The following is a 19865-nucleotide window of genomic DNA, read 5'->3' on the forward strand; positions in this document are numbered from 1 at the left end:
TTTCTTACGTTATAATGAGAGGGAAGGGAGGCTGCGTGATGAATCAGAAGCTATTGCCCCATCGTTTTCCGTTTCTTTTGATTGACGGCACGACGAACAGTGAAGCCGGAAAATGGGCGGCTGCTTACAAAAACATCAGTGAAAATGACTGGTTTATAACTGAATCCCAAAGAGAGATGCCATTTTCGCTCGTCGTTGAAGCAATGGCCCAAACGGCGGCTTGCGCGGGAATTACCGGCGGTGACGGCCTCGGTCTTTTATCCGCGGTGAAGAAAGCGGAAAGGTTAGGTGCCGCTTTGCCGGGAGACCGTCTGGATCTTTTTTTTGAGGTCACGCGAATCAGGCGCGGTTTTGTGTTCGGCCGGGCGAAAGCGTCCGTTGCCGGGAAGCCTGTGGCGGAAGCTGAGCTCAGCATATTTATCCAGCCATCGTAAAAAAAGCCGCCTCCAGCGGCGGCTTTCGGACAAGTCTGTTATTTTGTATCATAATCTCTTTCACTTTGTGAATTGTCCCTTTGGTCATGTTTGTGTTTTTCGTCATTGGCGTTTTCTTTCAGCTCTTCCAGCGGAATCGGATCGGTTAAATCATGATGTTCAGGATTTTCATTCGGTTTGTTCTTTTGTTTTCTTTCTTTCTTTCATCCTCCATCACCTCAATATTTCTTTTCCTCAACGTTCTCCCCGCCAAACGCAGGAAGCGGTTTTTTGTTCCTGCGGGTCATATGTATTAAAATAGAGACGACTACATTATAAAAAGTGAGGTACATATATGCCGATACAAAGAGAAGACGCAGATATTAAACTGATCGCGATTGATATGGACGGAACTCTGCTCAATGACGAGCAGCTCATCCCGGAGGAAAACCGGCGGGCGATCAAGGAAGCGGAGGCGAAAGGAATTCACGTCGTCATCAGCACAGGACGCACGCTGATGACCTGCCGCGAACTGGCTGAGTCTCTCGAGCTGTCATCCTTTTTAATCACGGCAAACGGCAGCGAAATCTGGGATTCCAACTTTGAGCTGGTTGAGCGCAAGCTTCTTCATACCGATCATATTCAAAAATTATGGGATCTGAGGAATAAGCACAACACGAATTTCTGGGCCTCTACCGTCGATAGAGTGTGGAGAGGGGAATTCCCGGAAACGATTACGGATCATAAGTGGCTTAAGTTCGGATTCGAAATCGAGGATGACGAAGTGCGGAATGAGGTGCTGAAAGAGCTCAAAGAATACAAGGAGCTCGAGATCACAAACTCAAGTCCGATCAACATCGAAGTCAATGCCCTCGGTATCAACAAAGCGGCTGCGCTTGCGAAGGTATCGGAAAAACTCGGCTTCACGATGGAAAATGTGATGGCCATGGGTGACAGTCTGAATGACATTGCCATGATTGAAAAAGCGGGTGTCGGCGTCGCCATGGGGAATGCGCAGGACATTGTGAAAGAAACAGCTGACTGGGTGACTGATGTCAACACGGAAAACGGGGTCGCCAAAGCGATCCGCCACTGGGTGTTATAATAGAAAAAAGAGAGAGTCTCGGTATGAGACTCTCTCTTTTTTGTTTTGTCAGATTTGTGACTAGGTCCATGGTAGGTTTTCTGACAAAAGGATGTTCAAACCTGTCAGAATTAAATATAATGAAGAGAAATCCAACAATTCGGAATAGTCATTCCGAATAGCGGAATGATAATAATATAAAACGTTTACAATACAGGAGGGATCTTATGTTTCAGATTGACATCAATTGTGATTTAGGAGAGAGTTTCGGTGCTTATAAAATCGGGCTGGATGAAGAGATTTTGGACTATGTGACATCTGCAAACATCGCCTGCGGCTTTCATGCGGGTGATCCCAGCGTGATGCGCAAAACGGTTGCGCTTGCGGCGGAAAAAGGCGTGAAAATCGGCGCTCATCCCGGGCTGTTCGATCTGCAGGGATTCGGGCGGCGGCAGATCGCGATTACACCCGAGGAAGCGTATGATCTGACGCTGTACCAAATCGGCGCGCTGTCAGGGTTTTTAAAAGCAGAAGGTGTCGAAATGCAGCATGTGAAGCCGCACGGCGCTTTATATAATATGGCCGCCGTCAATCCCGGCCTGTCAGAAGCCATCGCTCAGGCGGTCTGTCATTTTGATCCCGGGCTTATTCTTTTCGGGCTTTCCGGAAGCGAGCTGATTAAAGCGGGAGATCGAATCGGACTGAGGACGGCAAGCGAAGTGTTTGCGGACCGCACCTATCAGGAAGACGGCACGCTGACGCCGCGTTCAGAGCCGGATGCGCTGATTCAGGATGACAAAAAAGCGGTCGGTCAAGTGATTCAAATGGTGAAAGACAGCACGGTGACATCACGTAAGGGACAAGCTGTAAGCCTGAAAGCGGACACGGTCTGCATTCACGGAGACGGAGCCCACGCCCTCACATTCGCAAAAACAATCAAAAAAGAATTAAAAGCGGCAGACATTCAAATCAGCGCGCTTGCAAAAGACTGAGCAGCAGAGGGAGGAAGACAGCATGGAGCAAAAGAAAAAAACAGCCGGAAAGGCTTCCGGCAAATGGTCGCTTCTTTTAGGCGCGACATTTTTGATGGCGACATCATCAATCGGGCCCGGCTTTCTGACGCAAACGGCCACGTTTACCAATACATTGGCGGCAAGCTTCGGCTTTATCATTTTAATTTCTATTATTTTGGACATTTTCGCGCAAACCAATGTATGGCGGATTATCGCGGTTTCCGGAAAGCGCGGCCAAGAGATTGCCAATATGGTGCTTCCGGGCGCCGGTTATGCCATTGCTTTTCTGGTCGTGCTCGGCGGACTTGCATTTAATATCGGAAACATCGGCGGCGCGGGTCTCGGTCTTCAAGTATTATTCGGGATCAAACCGGAGATCGGCGCTTTAATCAGCGCAGCGGTCGCGGTGCTGATTTTTGTCATAAAGGAAGCCGGAAAAGTCATGGACCGTTTTATGCAGATCGCCGGAATCGTCATGATCGTATTGACGGTGTATGTTGCCGTAACGACGGCTCCGCCGGTCGGACACGCCGTTGTGAAAACTTTTATGCCTGATCATATCAGTGTGCTGGCGATCGTGACGCTTGTCGGCGGCACGGTCGGCGGGTACATTACATTTGCCGGCGGCCACCGTTTGCTTGATTCAGGCATCCAAGGGAAAGAAGTCATTCCTCAGGTCACGAAAAGCTCCATCACAGGCGTTCTGATTACATCGATTATGCGGATTGCCCTGTTTCTCGCCGTGCTCGGCGTCGTCTCAAAGGGCCTGAGCATTGATCCTGATAATCCTGCGGCTTCTGTATTCCGGCTTGCGGCGGGAAATGTAGGCTATAAAATTTTCGGCGTCATCATGTGGTCTGCCGCTATCACGTCTGTCATCGGCGCCGCCTATACATCGGTGTCATTCTTCAAATCGTTTTCAACAAAAATCGAAAAGCACTCACATGGCGTAATTATCGGTTTTATCATCGTATCCACTCTTATTTTTGTCACGATCGGCCAGCCTGCTAAAATTTTGGTCGCGGTCGGTTCGCTTAACGGCTTAATTCTGCCGCTTGCATTAGCGATGATTCTGTTGGGCGCTTATAAGAAAAAAATCGTCGGCGATTACAAGCATCCGATCTGGCTCACGATTGCAGGGGCGATCGTAGTGGTTGTCATGGCGGTTATGGGTATCTATACATTATTCACGCAGATGCCGCAGCTATGGAGCTGATGATATGAAAAAACATATGAGAGACATGAGCCCCGAAGAAATCAGACAGCTGATCAGGAAGGGGCAGATGACCGGGCCGACGGCGGGGGTGGCCGCTTCTTACGCACAAGCCAATCTCGTCGTTTTGCAAAAGGATCTTGCCTTTGATTTTCTCTTATTCTGCCAGCGCAATCAAAAGCCTTGTCCGGTGCTTGACGTGACGGATGCGGGTTCACCCGTTCCGGCAATAGCGGCGCCGGGAGCTGATATCCGGACGGACTTGCCGAAATACAGGATTTATCGGCATGGCGTGCTTACTGAAGAGGTAACGGATATTACGCCGTATTGGAAGGATGATGATGTCGGGTTTTTGATCGGCTGCAGTTTTTCATTCGAGCAAGCCCTTATCAATCAGCAAATTCCAATCAGGCACATCGATGAGGGTTTGAATGTCCCCATGTATAAAACAGACATTGACTGTGTTCCCGCCGGCCCGTTTTCGGGAAAGATGGTCGTCAGCATGAGACCGATTCCGGAAAGGCTTGCAGTCCGCGCGGCGCAGGTCACGTCACGTTTTCCCGCCGTGCACGGCGCCCCCGTCCGCATCGGAAATCCGCAAAGCATCGGCATCAGCGATTTGCATCAGCCGGATTTCGGAGATGCCGTAACGGTGCGGGAAGGTGAAGTTCCCGTATTCTGGGCTTGCGGCGTTACACCCCAGGCGGTGATCATGGAAGCAAAGCCTGACATCGTAATAACACATTCACCGGGGCACATGCTGATCACCGATATACGAAATGAATCGCTTGCTGTCCTGTAAAGTGAGAAAGAATACAACGAGGTGATGACAATGATGCAGTATAGCGGAAATACAGCGCTTGATATACAGCCGTACGGTGATTCCGCCGTTATCATCCGCTTTGGCGGGCACATCAGCGAAGAGGTCAACAGCCGGGTGCATGCGGCGGCAGCCTGTATGGAAGAACGGCCGTTTCCGGGCTTCGTTGAATGTATTCCGGCATTCACAAGCTTAACGATCTTTTATGATATGTATGCCGTCTCAAACATAAAAAAAGGCGTCTCTCCTTTTGCCCTGGTCAAGAAAGAAGTGACAGAACGTCTCAGTCATATAATGACCGACCGCCAGGAAGAGCGCCGGGTGATGGAAATCCCCGTTTGCTACGGCGGTGATTTCGGTCCCGATTTAGAAGAGGTCGCTGAGATGAACGATCTGACCCCGGAAGACGTCATCCGCATTCATACTGAAGGCGAATATCTCGTTTATATGCTCGGATTTGCGCCGGGATTTCCGTTTTTAGGAGGAATGTCTGAGCGGATCAGAGCGCCGAGAAAGGCGTCGCCAAGGCCGTCCATCCCGGCCGGTTCAGTAGGAATCGCGGGAATGCAGACCGGTGTGTATCCGATATCCACTCCCGGCGGCTGGCAGCTGATCGGCAGCACCCCGCTCCGGCTTTTCAGGCCGGAAGAACATCCGCCGAGTCTTTTGAAAGCGGGCGATACGGTGAAATTCGTCCGGATCACGGCAGAGGAGTACAGCCGCATCAAGGAGGGAGCCGAATGAGTATGAAAGTGGTAAAACCCGGTCTCTTGACGACGGTTCAGGACACGGGGCGGACGGGGTATCAGAAATACGGTGTACTGGGAAGCGGCGCAATGGATACGATCTCTCTGCGCATCGCCAATCTTCTTGCCGGAAATCAAGAAAAAGAGGCGGGGCTGGAAATTACGCTTATGGGGCCCGGGCCTTCCTTTGAATTTTCAGAACCTGCGGTTATTGCCGTCACGGGAGCTGATTTCGCCCTTCATATTAATGGGGAGCCCGCCCCTCTGTGGAAACCGGTTTTGATAAAGGAAAACAGCGTCGTCTCGTTCGGGCCGTGCAAGATGGGGAGCCGCGCTTATCTCGCCGTCGCGGGGGGATTTGACGTGCCCGCCGTCATGGAAAGCAAAAGCACGTATGTCAGAGCGGGGATCGGGGGCTTTTGCGGAAGAGCGCTCCAAAAAGATGATGAGCTGCCGCTCGGCCGTATGACGCCATGTTCGGAATCAATCGCGTACCGTCTGAGCGATTCTTTCGGACAGCATGGTTTCTCAGCGCCTGATTGGTCTGTCAGCAGCAGGGGATTTCTGCCGCTGAAAAAAAATCCGGTCATACGAGTGCTTGAAGGCGCTCAATTTCACGCTTTTACAGAAGAAGCAAAATTGCGTTTTTATCAAGAGTCATATACGGTCACGCCTCAATCCGACCGAATGGGCTACCGGCTGAAGGGCGCTCCGCTTGAATTGCGGGAGCCGCTGGAGATGGTATCTGAGGCCGTGACGTTCGGAACGGTGCAGGTGCCGCCGGACGGCAATCCGATTATTCTGCTGGCTGACAGACAGACGACGGGGGGCTATCCGCGGATGGCGCATATCATATCCGCCGATCTTCCTCTCGTCTCCCAAACGATGCCGGGGGAACATATTACGTTCCGGGCCGTTTCGCTGGAGGAAGCGGAAATGCTGCTTTTGGAGAAGGAACAGCAGCTGAAGGAGCTGAAAGCAAGGCTCAAAATGGAATGGCTGATCTGACAAAGGGGCTAAAGACCATGGAAAACAAAAACAAAACCGTCATCAAATCAATGGAACTGCTTCATTTGTTTCTGACTGAACCGAGTCTGAGCTTAAATGAGCTGGTTTCTCTATCGGAAATGCCGAAGACCTCGGTTCACCGGATGGCAAGCTCACTGGAGGAAACGGGGTTTCTCACCCGGGCGGCGGACGGCCGTTATCAGCTTGGTCTGATCTTTTTACAATTCGGCCAGCTCGTCTCTGAACGTCTGGACATCAGGAAAATAGCCAAACCGATTATGGAAGAGCTGTGCAGCGAAGTGGATGAGGCCGTTCAGCTGATCATGAGGGACGGAGATGAAGCCATTTACGTCGAAAAAATTGAAGGCACTCAAACCGTCCGCCTGTATACGGCCATCGGCCGCCGGTCGCCGCTGTACGCGGGAGCGTGCGCCAGAAGCATTCTATCGTTTCTGCCAAAAGAGGAGATTGACACATACATTCAGAAGACAAAGCTTGCCGCAATCGCCTCAGGCACGATGACGGATCGGGCTGAACTGCTTCAATCCATTGAAAGATCCTTACAATCAGGTTATACGATCAGCTATTCGGAATTAGAAGATTACACGGCGGCGATCGGGGCGCCGATTTTCAATCACGAAGGTAAGGTGGCTGCCGGAATCAGCATCGCCGGCTTCGAAGCCCGTTTTTCAGAGGATAGGCTGCCGTATTTAACCGAAAAGGTCAAAACCGCCGCACAGCATATTTCTGAGAAATTGGGTTATTGACCGAGCCAATTTTTCTTCACGCGCGTACATTACAATATCGATAGTAACGAGTGGAGGAAAGTAAATGGGACTTGTTTATACGGCGCTGGGGGATTCTTTGACGACGGGGAGGGGATCCGGGCCGTTTTCCGCCGGTTTTGTCCAGCGGTTCGGGCGTATGATGGCAGAAGATTTACAGACAAGAACCGACGTATCCATCTTTGCCAAATCAGGCCTTGAGACGGGAGAAATTCTCGGGCTTATGTCCTTGCCGTACATTCAGAGGCGGATTCAGGCTGCTGATATGATTACGATTACAGGCTGCGGCAACGATTTGATCGATTCGGTTCAGGCATATCAGCAAACATCGGACGCTTCGGTGTTCACCAGCGTGTCCAGTCACTGCCATGAGAACTTTGAAAAGATGATTGCCAAGATCGCTGCCTTAAAAGGGCCGCACCCGTCTCCTTATGAGATCCGCGTCTTCAATTTATACAATCCTTTCCCGGGCATCTCCATTGCAGAAAAATGGATATCCTCTTATAATGCGCATCTCAGCACACTCGCATCGGCGCCGCACGTCAAAATTGCCGACGTCCACAGCGCTTTCAAAGGAAAAATGAATGAATATCTCTCTCATGACCGCGTACACCCCAACAGCAAGGGGTATGAAGTCATGGCATGCGTCCTGCGGGGGCTCGGATACGGAAGCCTTGCCCGCTCATAACCGCGCGCTCCTTTTCATCGGGAGCGCGCTTTTCGTGCTCCTTAAAACAAACTTAAAATTGTCCGACTTTCGTTCTATCCGCGCAAAAAATACGCTAGAATAATGGGGGATAAAGACAGAAATAGAATTGTGTTCAAAAAATGATAACAGAAAGGATGGATTGCTTTGCTGCGCGCCTTAAAACTGTCACTCGCGATGCTGATTATTATACTTGCGGCCGCCGCATTTACGTATGCGGAACATACCTCTGTCATACAGCCGGTTATGCTCGTGTTTCTCGGTGCGGTCATGTTCATTCAGGGGCTGGAGGAAAAACGGAAAGAAAACGACGGTTCCGGGAAATTCAATATCTATACCGCCGTTTTTGTATGGTCGATCTCCTTAATCGGTTTTACGCTTCACGCGATCTGAGTCTGATAGATCCTCAAAATGCTCCACAACGGGAAATGGTGAATAAAAACGGTGCAGTAAGGCTTTCCATTCCTGATAATCCGGCGATCCGCGAAAGCCTTTTGTATGATCTTCCAATGTCTCCCATTCCACAAGCAGCAAATATTTATGCGTCTTTTCCATACATTTGGACAAGGAATGGGACAGATAACCTTTCATGCCCGCGATAATCGGCTCCGCCCGGCGGAATGCCTCTTCGAATTCCCCCTCAAGACCTTCTTTTACATACAGCATGGCTGCTTCTCTGATCATCTGAAATTCCCCCTTTTTTTAATAGATACATTGTATAAGAATATGGCCCGTGACGGCAGGAAAAACAAAAAAATTTTAAACACTATGAGAAAAAAATCCTTGCCAGCCTGATTTGGTTTAGGAGAAAATAACAGTTGGAAGGCAGGGGAATAGACAGTGAAAAAAGGGTTATACCTATTACTTTTACTCGCAGGAATCATAGGTTTGATCGGCTGCTCGAAAACGGAATCGGCCGAAGACAGAATGAAAGATTTCGTAAAAGACTGGAACGGCGGTCATTACGATAAGATGTACCAAAGCCTCACCCAGGATGAAAAGAAAAAACTATCCAAAAAGGATTTTGTAAAACGATATGAAACCATTTATGAACAAGCAGGGGTTAAAAATCTGAAAGTCACTGCCGAAAAACAGGACGAAGACGACAAGAAAAAAGATGACCTCCAGCACATCGATTATAAGGTCAGCATGGATACAAAAGCAGGGAAGGTCGCTTTTGAAAACACGGCCGTCCTGAAAAAAGAAAAAACAGACGATGGGGAATCATGGAACATCGACTGGAATCCTTCTTTTATTTTCAAACAGCTTTCCGATGACAAAACCGTGCAGATCGCAAATGAAGAACCGAAGCGCGGACAAATTTACGACAAAGACGGAAAAGGTCTCGCCGTGAATACTGAGGTGCCGGAAATCGGCATTATCCCTGGAAAACTCGGCAAGGATAAAGACAGCGTGATCAAAAAACTGTCTGAAAAACTGGACCTTTCTGAAGACGATATCAAAAGCAAACTGAACCAGGGCTGGGTAAAAGACGACTCCTATGTCCCGATTCAAAAAATCAGACCGGATGATGAAAGCAAGGTCAAAAGCCTGCTCGCACTAGACGGCGTGACGAAAACGAAGGTCAGCTCCCGCTACTATCCGTACGGCGAAAAAGCGGCCCATCTGACCGGCTATATTAAAACCATCACAGCGGAGCAGCTGAAAAAAGCGAAAGACGGCCAATACAGCGATACTTCCAAAATCGGCATCGCCGGCCTTGAAAATGTATATGAAGACAAGCTGCGCGGCACGACCGGCTGGAAAATTTACGTCCCGCAAACAGGTGAGGTCATTGCTGAAAAGAAAGCCGAAAGCGGGCGGGATATTCATGTAACGATTGACATGAAAACGCAGACGAAGCTGTATGATTCTATGAAAGACGACAGCGGAGCGGCAGTCGCCCTCGAACCGCAAACGGGAGAGACCCTCGCGCTCGTCAGCGCACCGTCTTATGACCCGAACGGCTTTATTTTCGGCTGGAGCGGCAAAGAATGGAAAAAGCTGAATGAAGATAAAAACAATCCGTTTTCAGCGAAATTCAACAAACTTTATGCGCCGGGATCAACGATTAAACCGATTGCCGCGGCAGTCGGCCTGACAAACGGCACATTGAAAGCGTCGGAAAAGAAAAAAATCACCGGTAAAGAGTGGCAGAAAGATTCGAGCTGGGGCGGTTACCATGTCACACGCGTATCAGAGCGCCTGAATGAAGTGGATCTCGAAAACGCGCTGATCACATCGGACAACATCTACTTTGCGCAAAATGCCATAGATGCCGGAGCGGACGCGTTTACAAAAGGATTAAAAACATTTGGCTTTGATGAAGAGATTCCGTACCAATTTCCGATTGAAAAGTCCTCAATCGCTAACGGCAAGCTTGATTCCGAGATCCTTCTCGGAGATACGGGCTACGGCCAGGGGCAGATGCTGATGTCTCCTCTGCACTTAGCGGCTGACTATACCGCATTTGTAACAGACGGAAATCTCGTCAAACCGACATTGATCAAAGACGGAGAAAAAACACCGCAAATCTGGCATAAGCAAGTGGTGTCGAAAGCCAATGCCGAAGAAATCACAAAAGGGCTGAGAGGCGTCGTTGAAGATCCGCGCGGCTCTGCATATCAGCCGGCCGTAAGCGGCATTACCGTAGCCGGAAAAACCGGCACAGCCGAGCTGAAAACGTCTAAAGAAGATAAAGACGGCAAAGAAAACGGCTGGTTTGTCGGTTACGATTATAAAAAGAAAGACCTCTTGATCGCGATGATGATTCAAGACGTCAAAAAACGCGGCGGAAGCCATTACGTCGTTGAAAAAGCGAAAAAGCAGTTTCAGAATCATTAAATGACGATTTTTGCGGGCTGAAAGGAAAATCGGCCGCCGAAGCAGAATGAAACAGCATGGGCAATTCCTGAAAACAGAGATACAAGAGGCTCTAAGAAAAAGGGGGATTTCACATGCAGCGCATTCAATTGGCTGAAGACCTGGAATTTTCAAGAGTGATACACGGGCTTTGGCGTCTGAACGAATGGAATGTTTCAGACGGAGAGCTGCTGAATCTGATTGAATGGTGTATCAGCCAAGGCATCACCACCTTCGACCATGCCGATATATACGGCGGTTATACGTGTGAAAAGCTGTTCGGCGGCGCTTTGTCCCTTTCGCCTTCAATAAGGGAGCGAATCGAAATCGTCACAAAATGCGGGATTGTCATTGAATCACCGGAGCGGCCCGGAAACAAGTCGCATCATTATAATACGTCGAAGTCTCACATCTTAGCGTCGGCGGAGCAGTCGCTTTTGAATCTGAATACGGATTATCTGGATGTGCTGCTCATTCACAGACCGGACCCGCTTATGGACCCGGAGGCTGTGGCTGAAGCGTTTCACGCGCTGAAAAGCTCGGGCAAGGTCAGATATTTCGGGGTATCGAACTTTAAAGCGCACCAGTACAGAATGCTCGAATCCTATTTGGATGATCCGCTCATCACAAACCAAATTGAAATCTCGGCGTACGAGCTGGAAAATATTCATGACGGCACGCTGGATTTCTGTCAGGAAAAACGCATTCCGCCGATGGCGTGGTCACCGCTTGCGGGCGGGAGCGTTTTTACAGGACAATCAGATAAGGACCTCCGAATCCGTGCCGCGCTTCGTTCCGTACAGGAAGAAATCGGCGCCGCTTCCATTGACGAAGTCATGTACGCATGGCTGTTCACCCACCCGGCAGACATCATGCCGATTGTCGGCAGCGGAAAAGAGAACCGCATTTCCGCCGCGGTGCGTGCATCCGCATACAAACTCAGCCATGATCAGTGGTTCCGGATTTATACCGGTGTCCAAGGCTGCGATATTCCATAAACAGAACAAACGCCCGGAAGGTATCTTCCGGGCGTTTGTTTATGTGGTGTGCAATGTCTAAAAACAAGTAAGGTCACTTTGAAGTATAGCCGTGCGGATCAAGAGTAACAAGCGTCATGGCATATTATCTGACACATTTTTCTTTTTCAATACTGTCACACGGCCCAGTGCCAAATTGCCATTTGAAAATGGTTGAATAATCATTGAAAGCGTTTTATATTATAATTTACACCACTTTCCCCGGCAGCACTCCCCATATGCCATACTTCTCACAACTAGAAAATCTGGAGGCGCGTTTCATGTATATGACAGCGAGAGAACAAAAATTAATGAAACATCTATTACTGCAGAACCGTTACGAGACAGTGCATGAACTGGCAGAAGCTTTACAAGTCAGCACAAGAACCGTTCACCGCGAGTTAAAAACAATCAAACCGATAATGGAATCATTCGGTCTGGCACTTGATAAACAGCCCGGCAAAGGACTGAAAGCGGTAGGAAACCCGGAGGACAAACAAAAACTCCTGTCAGACCTGTCCTATGAACAGCATGAATACAGCGCTGAGGAGCGGAAACTTTTAATTCTATGTTCTCTATTAGAGTCGCAAGAGCCGATCAAGCTCTACAGTCTGGCGAACGAATTGCAAGTGACAAACGCGACAATCAGTTATGATCTGGATGAGCTGGAGACTTGGATTGCGCCCTTCGGCTTGACGCTGATCCGAAAAAGGGGCTTCGGCATTCAGCTGACGGGGCCGGAAAATGCGAAACGGAAAATCGTCGGCAATCTCATCGTCAACCGCCTTGATATTCAAAGCTTTTTGGAAGCAGTTGAATTGAATATTAAAGGAAAACCGGACGATGCTGAAAAAATGTTCGGCGTCGTAAATAAAGCGGAACTTTTGAAAATGGACCGGCTCTTAATTCAGCTCAAGGAAAAAATCGCGATCGCCTTATCTGACAGCTCATACATGGCGCTTGCGGTTCATTTAACCTTTGCGATGGACCGGATCAGGCTCGGAGAAACCATCACGATGGAGGCTTCGGAACTAAAAGCGCTGCAGCAGACGAAGGAGTACGGCTCTGCGCTGGAAATAGCAAAAGAGCTTGAAAAAGCGTTCGGCGTTTCAATTCCGGAAGCTGAGATCGGTTATATCACCATTCATTTGCGGAGCGCCAACCGCAAATACAAAACGGAATTCAAACCGGAAGACATAGAGGTTGAAACGGCCTTGCAAACGAAGCAGCTGATCGGCTTCATTTCTGAAAAAATTAAAATTGATCTGACGGAAAACGGTTCTTTATACGACGGTTTAATCGCCCATCTGGAGCCTGCGATCAACCGGGTAAAAGAAAATATCGACATGTACAACCCGATGACCGAGCAAATTAAACGCGACTACTTTCTGCTGTACATGGCCGTAGAAGAAGGAATGGAAAAATTCTTTCCGGGGCTTCTTTTCTCTGATGATGAGATCGCTTTCATCGTTCTTCACTTCGGCTCCGCTCTGGAAATCAAACGGGAAGAAGCGAAGATCAAAGCGCTGATCGTCTGTTCTAGCGGCATCGGGTCGTCCAAAATGCTCGCATCCAGGCTGAAAAAAGAGCTTCCGGAAATCCGTTCCTTTGATATGTCTTCCCTCATCGAACTGAAGGACCGAGACACCGCTGCGTATGACATGATCGTATCCACTGTTCCGATCCCGTATGAAAACATTGATTACGTCATGGTCAGTCCGCTTTTAAACGAAGAAGACGCTGATCAGGTCAAGCAGTACATCAAAAGAAAAATTCCGCTGATTCTTGACAAAAAAAGAAACGGTAAAAGAGAAGAGAAGCAGCCGGAGACGCCTGATATGCTGGAAGCGGCCGGCCGTATGGCGCATTACGCGGCGGTTATCCAAAGCGTGCTGCGGAACTTTTCGATCAAATCCATTGATTCAAACACGGCGTATGAGCTGTTTTTGAACCGTATGTTTGACATGCTGGAGCAAGAAGGATTGGTTCATAATGCCCAAAAAACCGCACAGCGCCTTGCTGAGCGTGAACGACAGGGCGGACTCGGCATTCCGGGAACGGCGATGGCCCTGTACCATCTCAAAAATGAAGAAATTGTCACGCCTTTTTTCAAAATTTATGATTTGACAGCTCCATGCAGTGTCAAAGGCATGGACGGAAATTCCCTGACCGTCGGCCGCGCTTTGGTGATGATGGCGCCGGCTGATATGCCCGCTGAAGGGTCGGAAATACTAAGTGCGGTCAGCTCGGCCATTATCGAGTCTGAAGACAGTATAAAAGCCTTCCAGACGGAGGATGAGGCCGATTTATACAAACGTTTAAACAAGCTGTTTTATCATTTCATTCAGGAGAAAGGACAGCGGTAAACAGGAAGCGCACACCTCATGTGGGGTGTGTTTTTTTGTGCATGTATGAGGGTAAGGGGAAGGGAAGAAACTAAAAACACGGGACTATTGTATCATTCACTGATGGAATAGTTCTAAAACAAAATAGTTTTACAAGTTATATTTTTTGGTTTAAAATGGGTTGCGTGAGAAAGAAAATCTGACAGAGTTTTTTTGTGATTTATCATTATGGGAGATGAAAATATGGAGACATTACAGCATCTGATTCTGCATGACATTTCAAATAGCGAAGAGATCGAAGCTGTAAAAAGCGGTGCGTATACCCTGACCTACGCGGAATATCGAAAACGAATCAACCAGCTTGCACAAGCGCTTCTTGATAAAGGAATAAAAAAAGGCGACAGAGTGGCGATGCTTTGCAAAAACGGCCACGCGGCATCCATTGTCATGTTTGCGGCACTCGAAATCGGCGCGGTGGTTGTGCCGGTCAGCTGGCAATTAACACCTTACGAAATGAAAGGCATTTTAGCAGCCTGTGAACCGAAAGCTGTTTTTTACAGCACTGAATTTAAAGAGATCATGGAAGAAGTGCTTCCTGCGCTTGCATCTTCTCTTAAACTGAAGGTCGTAACAGGAACAGCTGCGGAGACAACGCCTGAGTTTGACGCTTTATTGACAGGCTCCGGTGATACACCGGATGTCGAAACGGTGTCTGAAAACGATACGGCATTGCTGATGTTTACCTCAGGCACAACCGGCAATCCGAAACGCTGCATGATCACTCACGGCGGTATATACAACTACGTAAACGCGACATTGGCTTACACGGGGAGAATGCAGCATGTCCGCTTCTTAGCATGCCATCCGAATTACCATACGAGCGCGATTATCTGCCAGATGGTCGGCACGATGAGCGGAACGACATTCATTATGACAGACAATCAGGACCCTGTGGAAAACTTGAAGCTCATCGAAAAAGAAAAAATTCAAACCATCATGGCGCTGCCAGTCTATTTCACATACCTGCTGAAAGCATGGGAAACGCACCAGACTGACATGTCTTCTATCGTTTATATGATGACGGGAGGCACAAAGGTGCCAAGCAGCCTGATCCAGCAGTATCTCGACATCGGCATCCCGCTCATGCACGGATACGGAAGCACGGAAGCGTGGGGCATCAGCTCTTGGAATCCGCAAATGGGAATGGATAAAGCCGCTTCCGCAGGTAAACCGATGGAAGAAGTGGACGTCCGCGTTGTAGATCCGGAAACAGGTGAAGTCCTTCCGCAAGGCTCAATTGGAGAAGTCGTTGTGACAAGTCCGTTTTTATTCAAAGGCTACGAAGGTAACGAAGAAGCGACACGAAAAGTGCTGAAAGACGGCTGGTTCCATACCGGCGATTCCGGCTATGTGGATGAAGACGGATTTATCTTTATCACCGGACGTTATAAAGATGTCATCATCTACGGCGGCGATAATATTTATCCTGACCAGATTGAAGAAGTCATTCAGCAAGTGCCGGGAATTCTCGAAACAGCGGTTGTCGGTATCCCTGATCCGCTTTACGGCGAAAAGCCGAAAGCGTTCATCGTGACAAACGGCAGAGAAGGCCTGACAGAAGAAGAAGTGACCCGTTTCCTTCAAGAACGTCTTGCCGCCTTTAAAATTCCGGAAATTGAGTTCGTCAGCGAACTTCCGAAAAACAACCTTGGAAAAGTGAGAAAAGACGTGCTCCGCAAACAAGCGGTACGTTCATAATTGAAACTAAAACCCGGCTGCCAGCCGGGTTTTTTTTCTTGCGTTCCATGTGAAACATTTTACTCCGAAAACATTTTGAACTGTCTCAATCATGTTTATCCGGAAGACAGCAGAGGTAGACAAGAAATATGAGATCGAACAAGAAGGAGGAACTTGACATGGAAAACTATCCGAAGGAATTCCCGGCGGAATCACAAAACCGCCAGCCGGGCATTGAAAACGAAATGAATCCGGCGCCTGTTTACGAATACAAAGAATATAAAGGCGCTGACAAATTAAAAGGGAAAACCGCGCTCATTACAGGGGGCGACAGCGGTATCGGACGCGCCGTTGCGGTTGCTTACGCGAAGGAAGGCGCAAATGTCGCGATCGTCTATTTTGATGAACACGGTGATGCGGAAGATACAAAAAAACGAGTGGAAGAAGAAGGCGTAAAATGTCTGTTAATCCCCGGCGATGTCGGTGAGGAAGACTTTTGCAATGAATCCGTTGAAAAAACGGTTGAAGAATTCGGGCGTCTTGATATTCTCGTGAATAACGCCGCGGAACAGCATCCGAAAGAAAGCATTAAAGACATCACAAGCGAGCAGCTTCACAGAACCTTTAAGACAAACTTTTACTCACAATTTTATTTGACTAAAAAAGCGATTGATTACATGAAGCCGGGCAGCGCGATCATCAATACGACATCCATTAATCCTTACACAGGCAATCCGCAGCTGATTGACTACACGGCTACGAAAGGCGCGATTAACGGTTTTACGAGATCCATGGCGCAAGCGCTCGTCAACGATGGTATCCGTGTCAACGCCGTGGCGCCGGGGCCGATCTGGACACCGCTTATCCCGGCGACATTCTCAGAAGAAACGGTCGCTTCCTTCGGTCAGGATACGCCGATGGGCCGGGCAGGCCAGCCTGTTGAGCATGTCGGATGCTATGTGCTCTTGGCCTCAGACGAATCCTCTTATATGACCGGACAGACGCTGCATGTCAACGGCGGCAGATTTGTGACCACATAAGGAGGCAGACCGATGACGATATCGAAGCATGACGTGAATGCATACTATCAAAAAGCGGGAATCGTTCTGACTGATGATGAAGTCGAAGACATTCAAATCATGGATTACGGTCTAGGCAAGCTTGAGGAAACCGGGCTTCAGCTGTTTATTTACGTGAATACCGACCGCTACTGTTCGAAAGAATTGGTGCTCTTCCCGCGCCAGACGTGTCCGGAACACCGCCATCCGCCGGTCGGCGGCGAGAAGGGAAAACAAGAGACATTCCGCTGTCGCTGGGGGAAGGTGTATCTCTACGTGGAAGGCGAAAAGACAGAGAACCCAAGCGTCCTCCCGCCGGAAGAAGACAAGGAATACTACACCGTCTGGCATGAGATTGTGCTTGAGCCAGGCGGACAATACACCATTCCGCCGGATACGAAGCATTGGTTTCAAGCGGGAGAAGAAGGGGCGGTCGTTACGGAAATGTCATCGACAAGCACGGATGATCACGATGTTTTCACCGACCCGCGCATTTAAGGATGAGGCTGCACGCCTCATCTTTTTTGTATGGAAAAAAATGAATTTACCTGTATAATGGCTAATAAAGGAAAGAAGGTGCGGTCGTGTTTTCCTGTCAAATCCGGGAACATCTGACGATCAGATTGCTTGCCAAAGAAGATACGGACGAATTGTATTCTGTTATGAAGCGAAATCAAAACCATCTCAGCGAATGGCTCAGCTGGGCGGAAGAACTGGCTGATATTGATACGTACCGAGATGTGATCATCCCTGAATGGCGCTATAAATACGCGGAAGAGAATGGGTTTGACGCCGGAATTTTTGTGAAGGGCCGGTTTTGCGGCATGATCAGCATCCATAATGCCGATCCAGTCAATCAAAAAGCAGAGATCGGCTACTGGCTGGATCGAGAGCATGAAGGATTCGGCATCATCACCGCAAGCTGCCGGGCGGTCATCACCCATGCATTTCAGGACCTCGGGCTGAACCGCATCATGATCAGCGCGGCTGAAAAAAACACGAAAAGCAGGGCGGTGGCGGAACGGCTCGGATTTCAGAAAGAAGGACTGACGAGAGAAGGCATTTTCGTACAGGGCGCCTATCATGACACGGTGAACTACAGCATGCTGAAGCGGGAATGGAGCGAAGATCGGCAGAAGAGCACATTTCTTGGTTTAAATGTCTCCCCAATGTGGAAAAGTAACAGCGGAGACGTTAAAAAGGAGTGATTCTTCATGAATCAAAATGAAATCAAAGAAAAAGTGCTTGAAGTACTGGATCATCATAAAGTCGGTTCGCTTGCGACGGTAGAGCAAGGCAAACCGCATTCACGCTACATGACATTTTTCCATGACGGCTTAACGATTTACACGCCGACGAGCAAAGACACTCATAAAGCGGAAGAAATTGAAAACAATCCGAATGTTCATATTCTGTTAGGGTATGACTGCGAAGGATTCGGTGACGCTTATGTGGAAGTGGCCGGAACCGCCAAACTGAACAACTCAGCCGATTTAAAAGAAAAGCTGTGGGATCCGAAACTGGAACGCTGGTTTGACGGAAAAGACGATCCGAACATGGTGATTCTTGAAATTGAACCGAAGCAGATCAAGCTCATGAACGCGGGTGAAAAAACGCCGGCCGAGCTGGAACTTTAATAAATCATTTGATCATTCAGGGGCAATCTGTTATACTTAATTGCTAAGTGACAACATGCAAATAAAAAAGAAAGTAAACTTCTTTTTTCTGTTTTGATATAGAAGCTTCAGGCTTCAACGGACAGCTTGAAAAAAAGCTGGGCTTATTCTTTTCCTTCTGACATTCGCCCCTAACGAAGAGATGGAAAAAAGACTTTTTGTTTTACAATTCACACCGGCGCGGCTTCGGAGCCGCAGTGACGATTGAGAGGTAGGGCTTTCGTTGTCTTGTGTTCAAGAACTTCCATGGTGTTTACTTTCGAAGAATGATTCTATCGGAACTGTTAATACGAATCACCCGCGGGCTAAGGCGGGCAACCATATATTATTTATTTGCGTAAGAAAAGAATAAGACAAAACCGCGCCGGGCATCCGGGCGGTTTTTTTATGTAACCGGCCGAAACCTCGCCGCAGTCTGCAGAGTCTAATCAGTAGAAAAGATTTGGAGGAATCATACATTGCACGTTATTACTTCACAAGTACTGTTTATCTTCTGTTTTCTGCTGCTGATACATTCGATTGAAACGCTTGCCTATGCAACACGCCTTTCCGGCGCGAGAGTCGGTTTTATCGCGTCCGCGCTGTCATTATTTAATGTCATGGTCATCGTGTCGCGCATGTCAAACATGGTTCAGCAGCCGTTTACCGGACATCTGATTGATGCCGCCGGATCAAACGCCCTGTCTCTTGTGGGCGCCCAGTTTCGATTTTTAATATTCGGCTCCACGGTCGGAACGATACTCGGCATCTGTCTTTTGCCGACATTCGTCGCGTTATTCACCAGGGCGATTATACACTTGGCGGACGGAGGAGGCTCCGTTATGCAGGTATTTAAAAAAGGATTTTCACTGAACGGGCTGAAGCATGCGCGTTCTTATATCAGACTGCCGTCAGTCTCCTATTTAAAGGGGCTTCAATTCCGAATGATCCCGAAACGCTTGTTTGTCATTAATATGGTCATTACGTCTATTTACACGATCGGTGTTCTGTCCGCTCTGTACGCCGGCCTTCTGGCGCCTGAGCACAGCACGACGGCCGTGATGGCATCAGGCTTAATCAACGGAGTTGCGACTATGCTGTTGGCTGTGTTTGTTGATCCGAAAGTTTCCGTACTGGCAGACGATGTGGCGAAGGGCAAGCGCAGCTACGTCTCCTTAAAATGGACATCATTGACGATGGTCACATCAAGGGTCGCGGGCACGCTTCTCGCCCAGCTCGTATTCATCCCCGGCGCTTATTATATCGCCTGGGTGACGAAATGGATGTAACGCATGAAAAAAGCTCCTCTGCAGAGGGACTGACCCCATAAGATGAGACAAATAAAAACACCTTCAAGTTTGAATACGGATGATTGTTAGCCGAAATTAGACTTGGAGGTGTTTT

At 48.7% G+C, this 19865-nt stretch carries 20 protein-coding genes and 1 pseudogene; 19 read left to right on the plus strand and 2 right to left on the minus strand.

Annotation, left to right across the window (positions count from 1 at the left end):
- Nucleotides 1-38 precede the first annotated feature (38 nt).
- Entirely contained in the window at nucleotides 39-434 is a 396-nt protein-coding gene (locus NYE38_RS02070; protein WP_003156298.1) for a 3-hydroxyacyl-ACP dehydratase FabZ family protein, read from the plus strand.
- Nucleotides 435-472: 38 nt separating this feature from the next.
- Here the strand turns inward: NYE38_RS02070 and NYE38_RS02075 are convergent.
- Nucleotides 473-631 (minus strand): annotated as a pseudogene (locus tag NYE38_RS02075) (hypothetical protein); the annotation flags it as partial.
- A gap of 137 nt (nucleotides 632-768) precedes the next feature.
- On the opposite strand from NYE38_RS02075, the gene NYE38_RS02080 reads away from it, so the two are divergent.
- The 9 genes from NYE38_RS02080 (at nucleotide 769) to NYE38_RS02120 (ending at nucleotide 8181) form a co-directional block, all read left to right on the plus strand.
- On the plus strand, nucleotides 769-1518 hold the full coding sequence (locus NYE38_RS02080) for a Cof-type HAD-IIB family hydrolase (protein WP_095273139.1): 750 nt from the start codon (nucleotides 769-771) through the stop codon (nucleotides 1516-1518).
- 206 nt (nucleotides 1519-1724) lie between these two features.
- Nucleotides 1725-2489 carry a 5-oxoprolinase subunit PxpA gene (locus NYE38_RS02085; RefSeq protein ID WP_007609444.1) on the plus strand — a complete coding sequence of 255 codons (765 nt, stop codon included), beginning with the start codon at nucleotides 1725-1727 and terminating at the stop codon, nucleotides 2487-2489.
- Nucleotides 2490-2511: 22 nt separating this feature from the next.
- Nucleotides 2512-3726: an NRAMP family divalent metal transporter gene (locus NYE38_RS02090; RefSeq protein WP_061861856.1), complete on the plus strand. Its 1215-nt coding sequence runs from the start codon at nucleotides 2512-2514 to the stop codon at nucleotides 3724-3726.
- A 4-nt stretch (nucleotides 3727-3730) separates the two neighbouring features.
- The gene (locus tag NYE38_RS02095; protein WP_340801341.1) at nucleotides 3731-4525 is read left to right on the plus strand and encodes a putative hydro-lyase; all 795 of its coding nucleotides are present in this window, start codon (nucleotides 3731-3733) and stop codon (nucleotides 4523-4525) included.
- A 30-nt stretch (nucleotides 4526-4555) separates the two neighbouring features.
- Nucleotides 4556-5287 (plus strand): 5-oxoprolinase subunit PxpB, encoded by a 732-nt coding sequence (pxpB, locus tag NYE38_RS02100; protein WP_159353786.1) that lies wholly within the window; start codon nucleotides 4556-4558, stop codon nucleotides 5285-5287.
- Between the two features lie 2 nt (nucleotides 5288-5289).
- Nucleotides 5290-6297: a biotin-dependent carboxyltransferase family protein gene (locus tag NYE38_RS02105; protein ID WP_159354691.1), complete on the plus strand. Its 1008-nt coding sequence runs from the start codon at nucleotides 5290-5292 to the stop codon at nucleotides 6295-6297.
- Between the two features lie 17 nt (nucleotides 6298-6314).
- Nucleotides 6315-7064 carry an IclR family transcriptional regulator gene (locus tag NYE38_RS02110; RefSeq protein ID WP_340801339.1) on the plus strand — a complete coding sequence of 250 codons (750 nt, stop codon included), beginning with the start codon at nucleotides 6315-6317 and terminating at the stop codon, nucleotides 7062-7064.
- 64 nt (nucleotides 7065-7128) lie between these two features.
- A complete protein-coding gene (locus tag NYE38_RS02115) occupies nucleotides 7129-7770 on the plus strand; it encodes a GDSL-type esterase/lipase family protein (protein ID WP_007609458.1) in 642 nt (213 codons plus the stop codon).
- A 165-nt stretch (nucleotides 7771-7935) separates the two neighbouring features.
- Nucleotides 7936-8181, plus strand: coding sequence for a YczI family protein (locus NYE38_RS02120; RefSeq protein WP_003156283.1), 246 nt, complete (start codon nucleotides 7936-7938; stop codon nucleotides 8179-8181).
- On the opposite strand, the gene NYE38_RS02125 is transcribed toward NYE38_RS02120, so the two are convergent.
- On the minus strand, nucleotides 8152-8472 hold the full coding sequence (locus NYE38_RS02125; protein WP_017419255.1) for an antibiotic biosynthesis monooxygenase: 321 nt from the start codon (nucleotides 8470-8472) through the stop codon (nucleotides 8152-8154). The genes NYE38_RS02120 and NYE38_RS02125 overlap by 30 nt on opposite strands.
- 156 nt (nucleotides 8473-8628) lie before the next feature.
- Here NYE38_RS02125 and NYE38_RS02130 point away from each other — a divergent pair, with 156 nt between their 5' ends.
- The 9 genes from NYE38_RS02130 to NYE38_RS02170 all read left to right on the plus strand — a co-directional run bounded on the left by NYE38_RS02130 (nucleotide 8629) and on the right by NYE38_RS02170 (nucleotide 19750).
- The gene (locus tag NYE38_RS02130; RefSeq protein WP_017419254.1) at nucleotides 8629-10632 is read left to right on the plus strand and encodes a penicillin-binding transpeptidase domain-containing protein; all 2004 of its coding nucleotides are present in this window, start codon (nucleotides 8629-8631) and stop codon (nucleotides 10630-10632) included.
- Between the two features lie 113 nt (nucleotides 10633-10745).
- The gene (locus NYE38_RS02135) at nucleotides 10746-11648 is read left to right on the plus strand and encodes an aldo/keto reductase family oxidoreductase (RefSeq protein WP_038456976.1); all 903 of its coding nucleotides are present in this window, start codon (nucleotides 10746-10748) and stop codon (nucleotides 11646-11648) included.
- Nucleotides 11649-11947: 299 nt separating this feature from the next.
- A complete protein-coding gene (locus NYE38_RS02140) occupies nucleotides 11948-14032 on the plus strand; it encodes a transcription antiterminator (protein ID WP_340801335.1) in 2085 nt (694 codons plus the stop codon).
- A gap of 222 nt (nucleotides 14033-14254) precedes the next feature.
- Nucleotides 14255-15769 (plus strand): class I adenylate-forming enzyme family protein, encoded by a 1515-nt coding sequence (locus tag NYE38_RS02145; RefSeq protein ID WP_260654796.1) that lies wholly within the window; start codon nucleotides 14255-14257, stop codon nucleotides 15767-15769.
- Nucleotides 15770-15927: 158 nt separating this feature from the next.
- Nucleotides 15928-16788, plus strand: a complete 861-nt coding sequence (locus NYE38_RS02150; RefSeq protein ID WP_176283122.1) for an SDR family oxidoreductase — start codon at nucleotides 15928-15930, stop codon at nucleotides 16786-16788.
- Between the two features lie 12 nt (nucleotides 16789-16800).
- Nucleotides 16801-17304 (plus strand): D-lyxose/D-mannose family sugar isomerase, encoded by a 504-nt coding sequence (locus NYE38_RS02155; protein WP_014304360.1) that lies wholly within the window; start codon nucleotides 16801-16803, stop codon nucleotides 17302-17304.
- A gap of 86 nt (nucleotides 17305-17390) precedes the next feature.
- Nucleotides 17391-18014 (plus strand): GNAT family protein, encoded by a 624-nt coding sequence (locus NYE38_RS02160; RefSeq protein ID WP_038456983.1) that lies wholly within the window; start codon nucleotides 17391-17393, stop codon nucleotides 18012-18014.
- Nucleotides 18015-18020: 6 nt separating this feature from the next.
- A complete protein-coding gene (locus NYE38_RS02165) occupies nucleotides 18021-18443 on the plus strand; it encodes a pyridoxamine 5'-phosphate oxidase family protein (protein ID WP_029974297.1) in 423 nt (140 codons plus the stop codon).
- Nucleotides 18444-18940: 497 nt separating this feature from the next.
- Nucleotides 18941-19750, plus strand: a complete 810-nt coding sequence (locus tag NYE38_RS02170) for a lipid II flippase Amj family protein (protein WP_014416933.1) — start codon at nucleotides 18941-18943, stop codon at nucleotides 19748-19750.
- The last annotated feature ends 115 nt before the right edge of the window (nucleotides 19751-19865 follow it).

The organism is Bacillus sp. EU63 (assembly GCF_038592915.1).
In the GTDB taxonomy this organism is placed as follows: Bacteria; Bacillota; Bacilli; order Bacillales; family Bacillaceae; genus Bacillus; species Bacillus velezensis.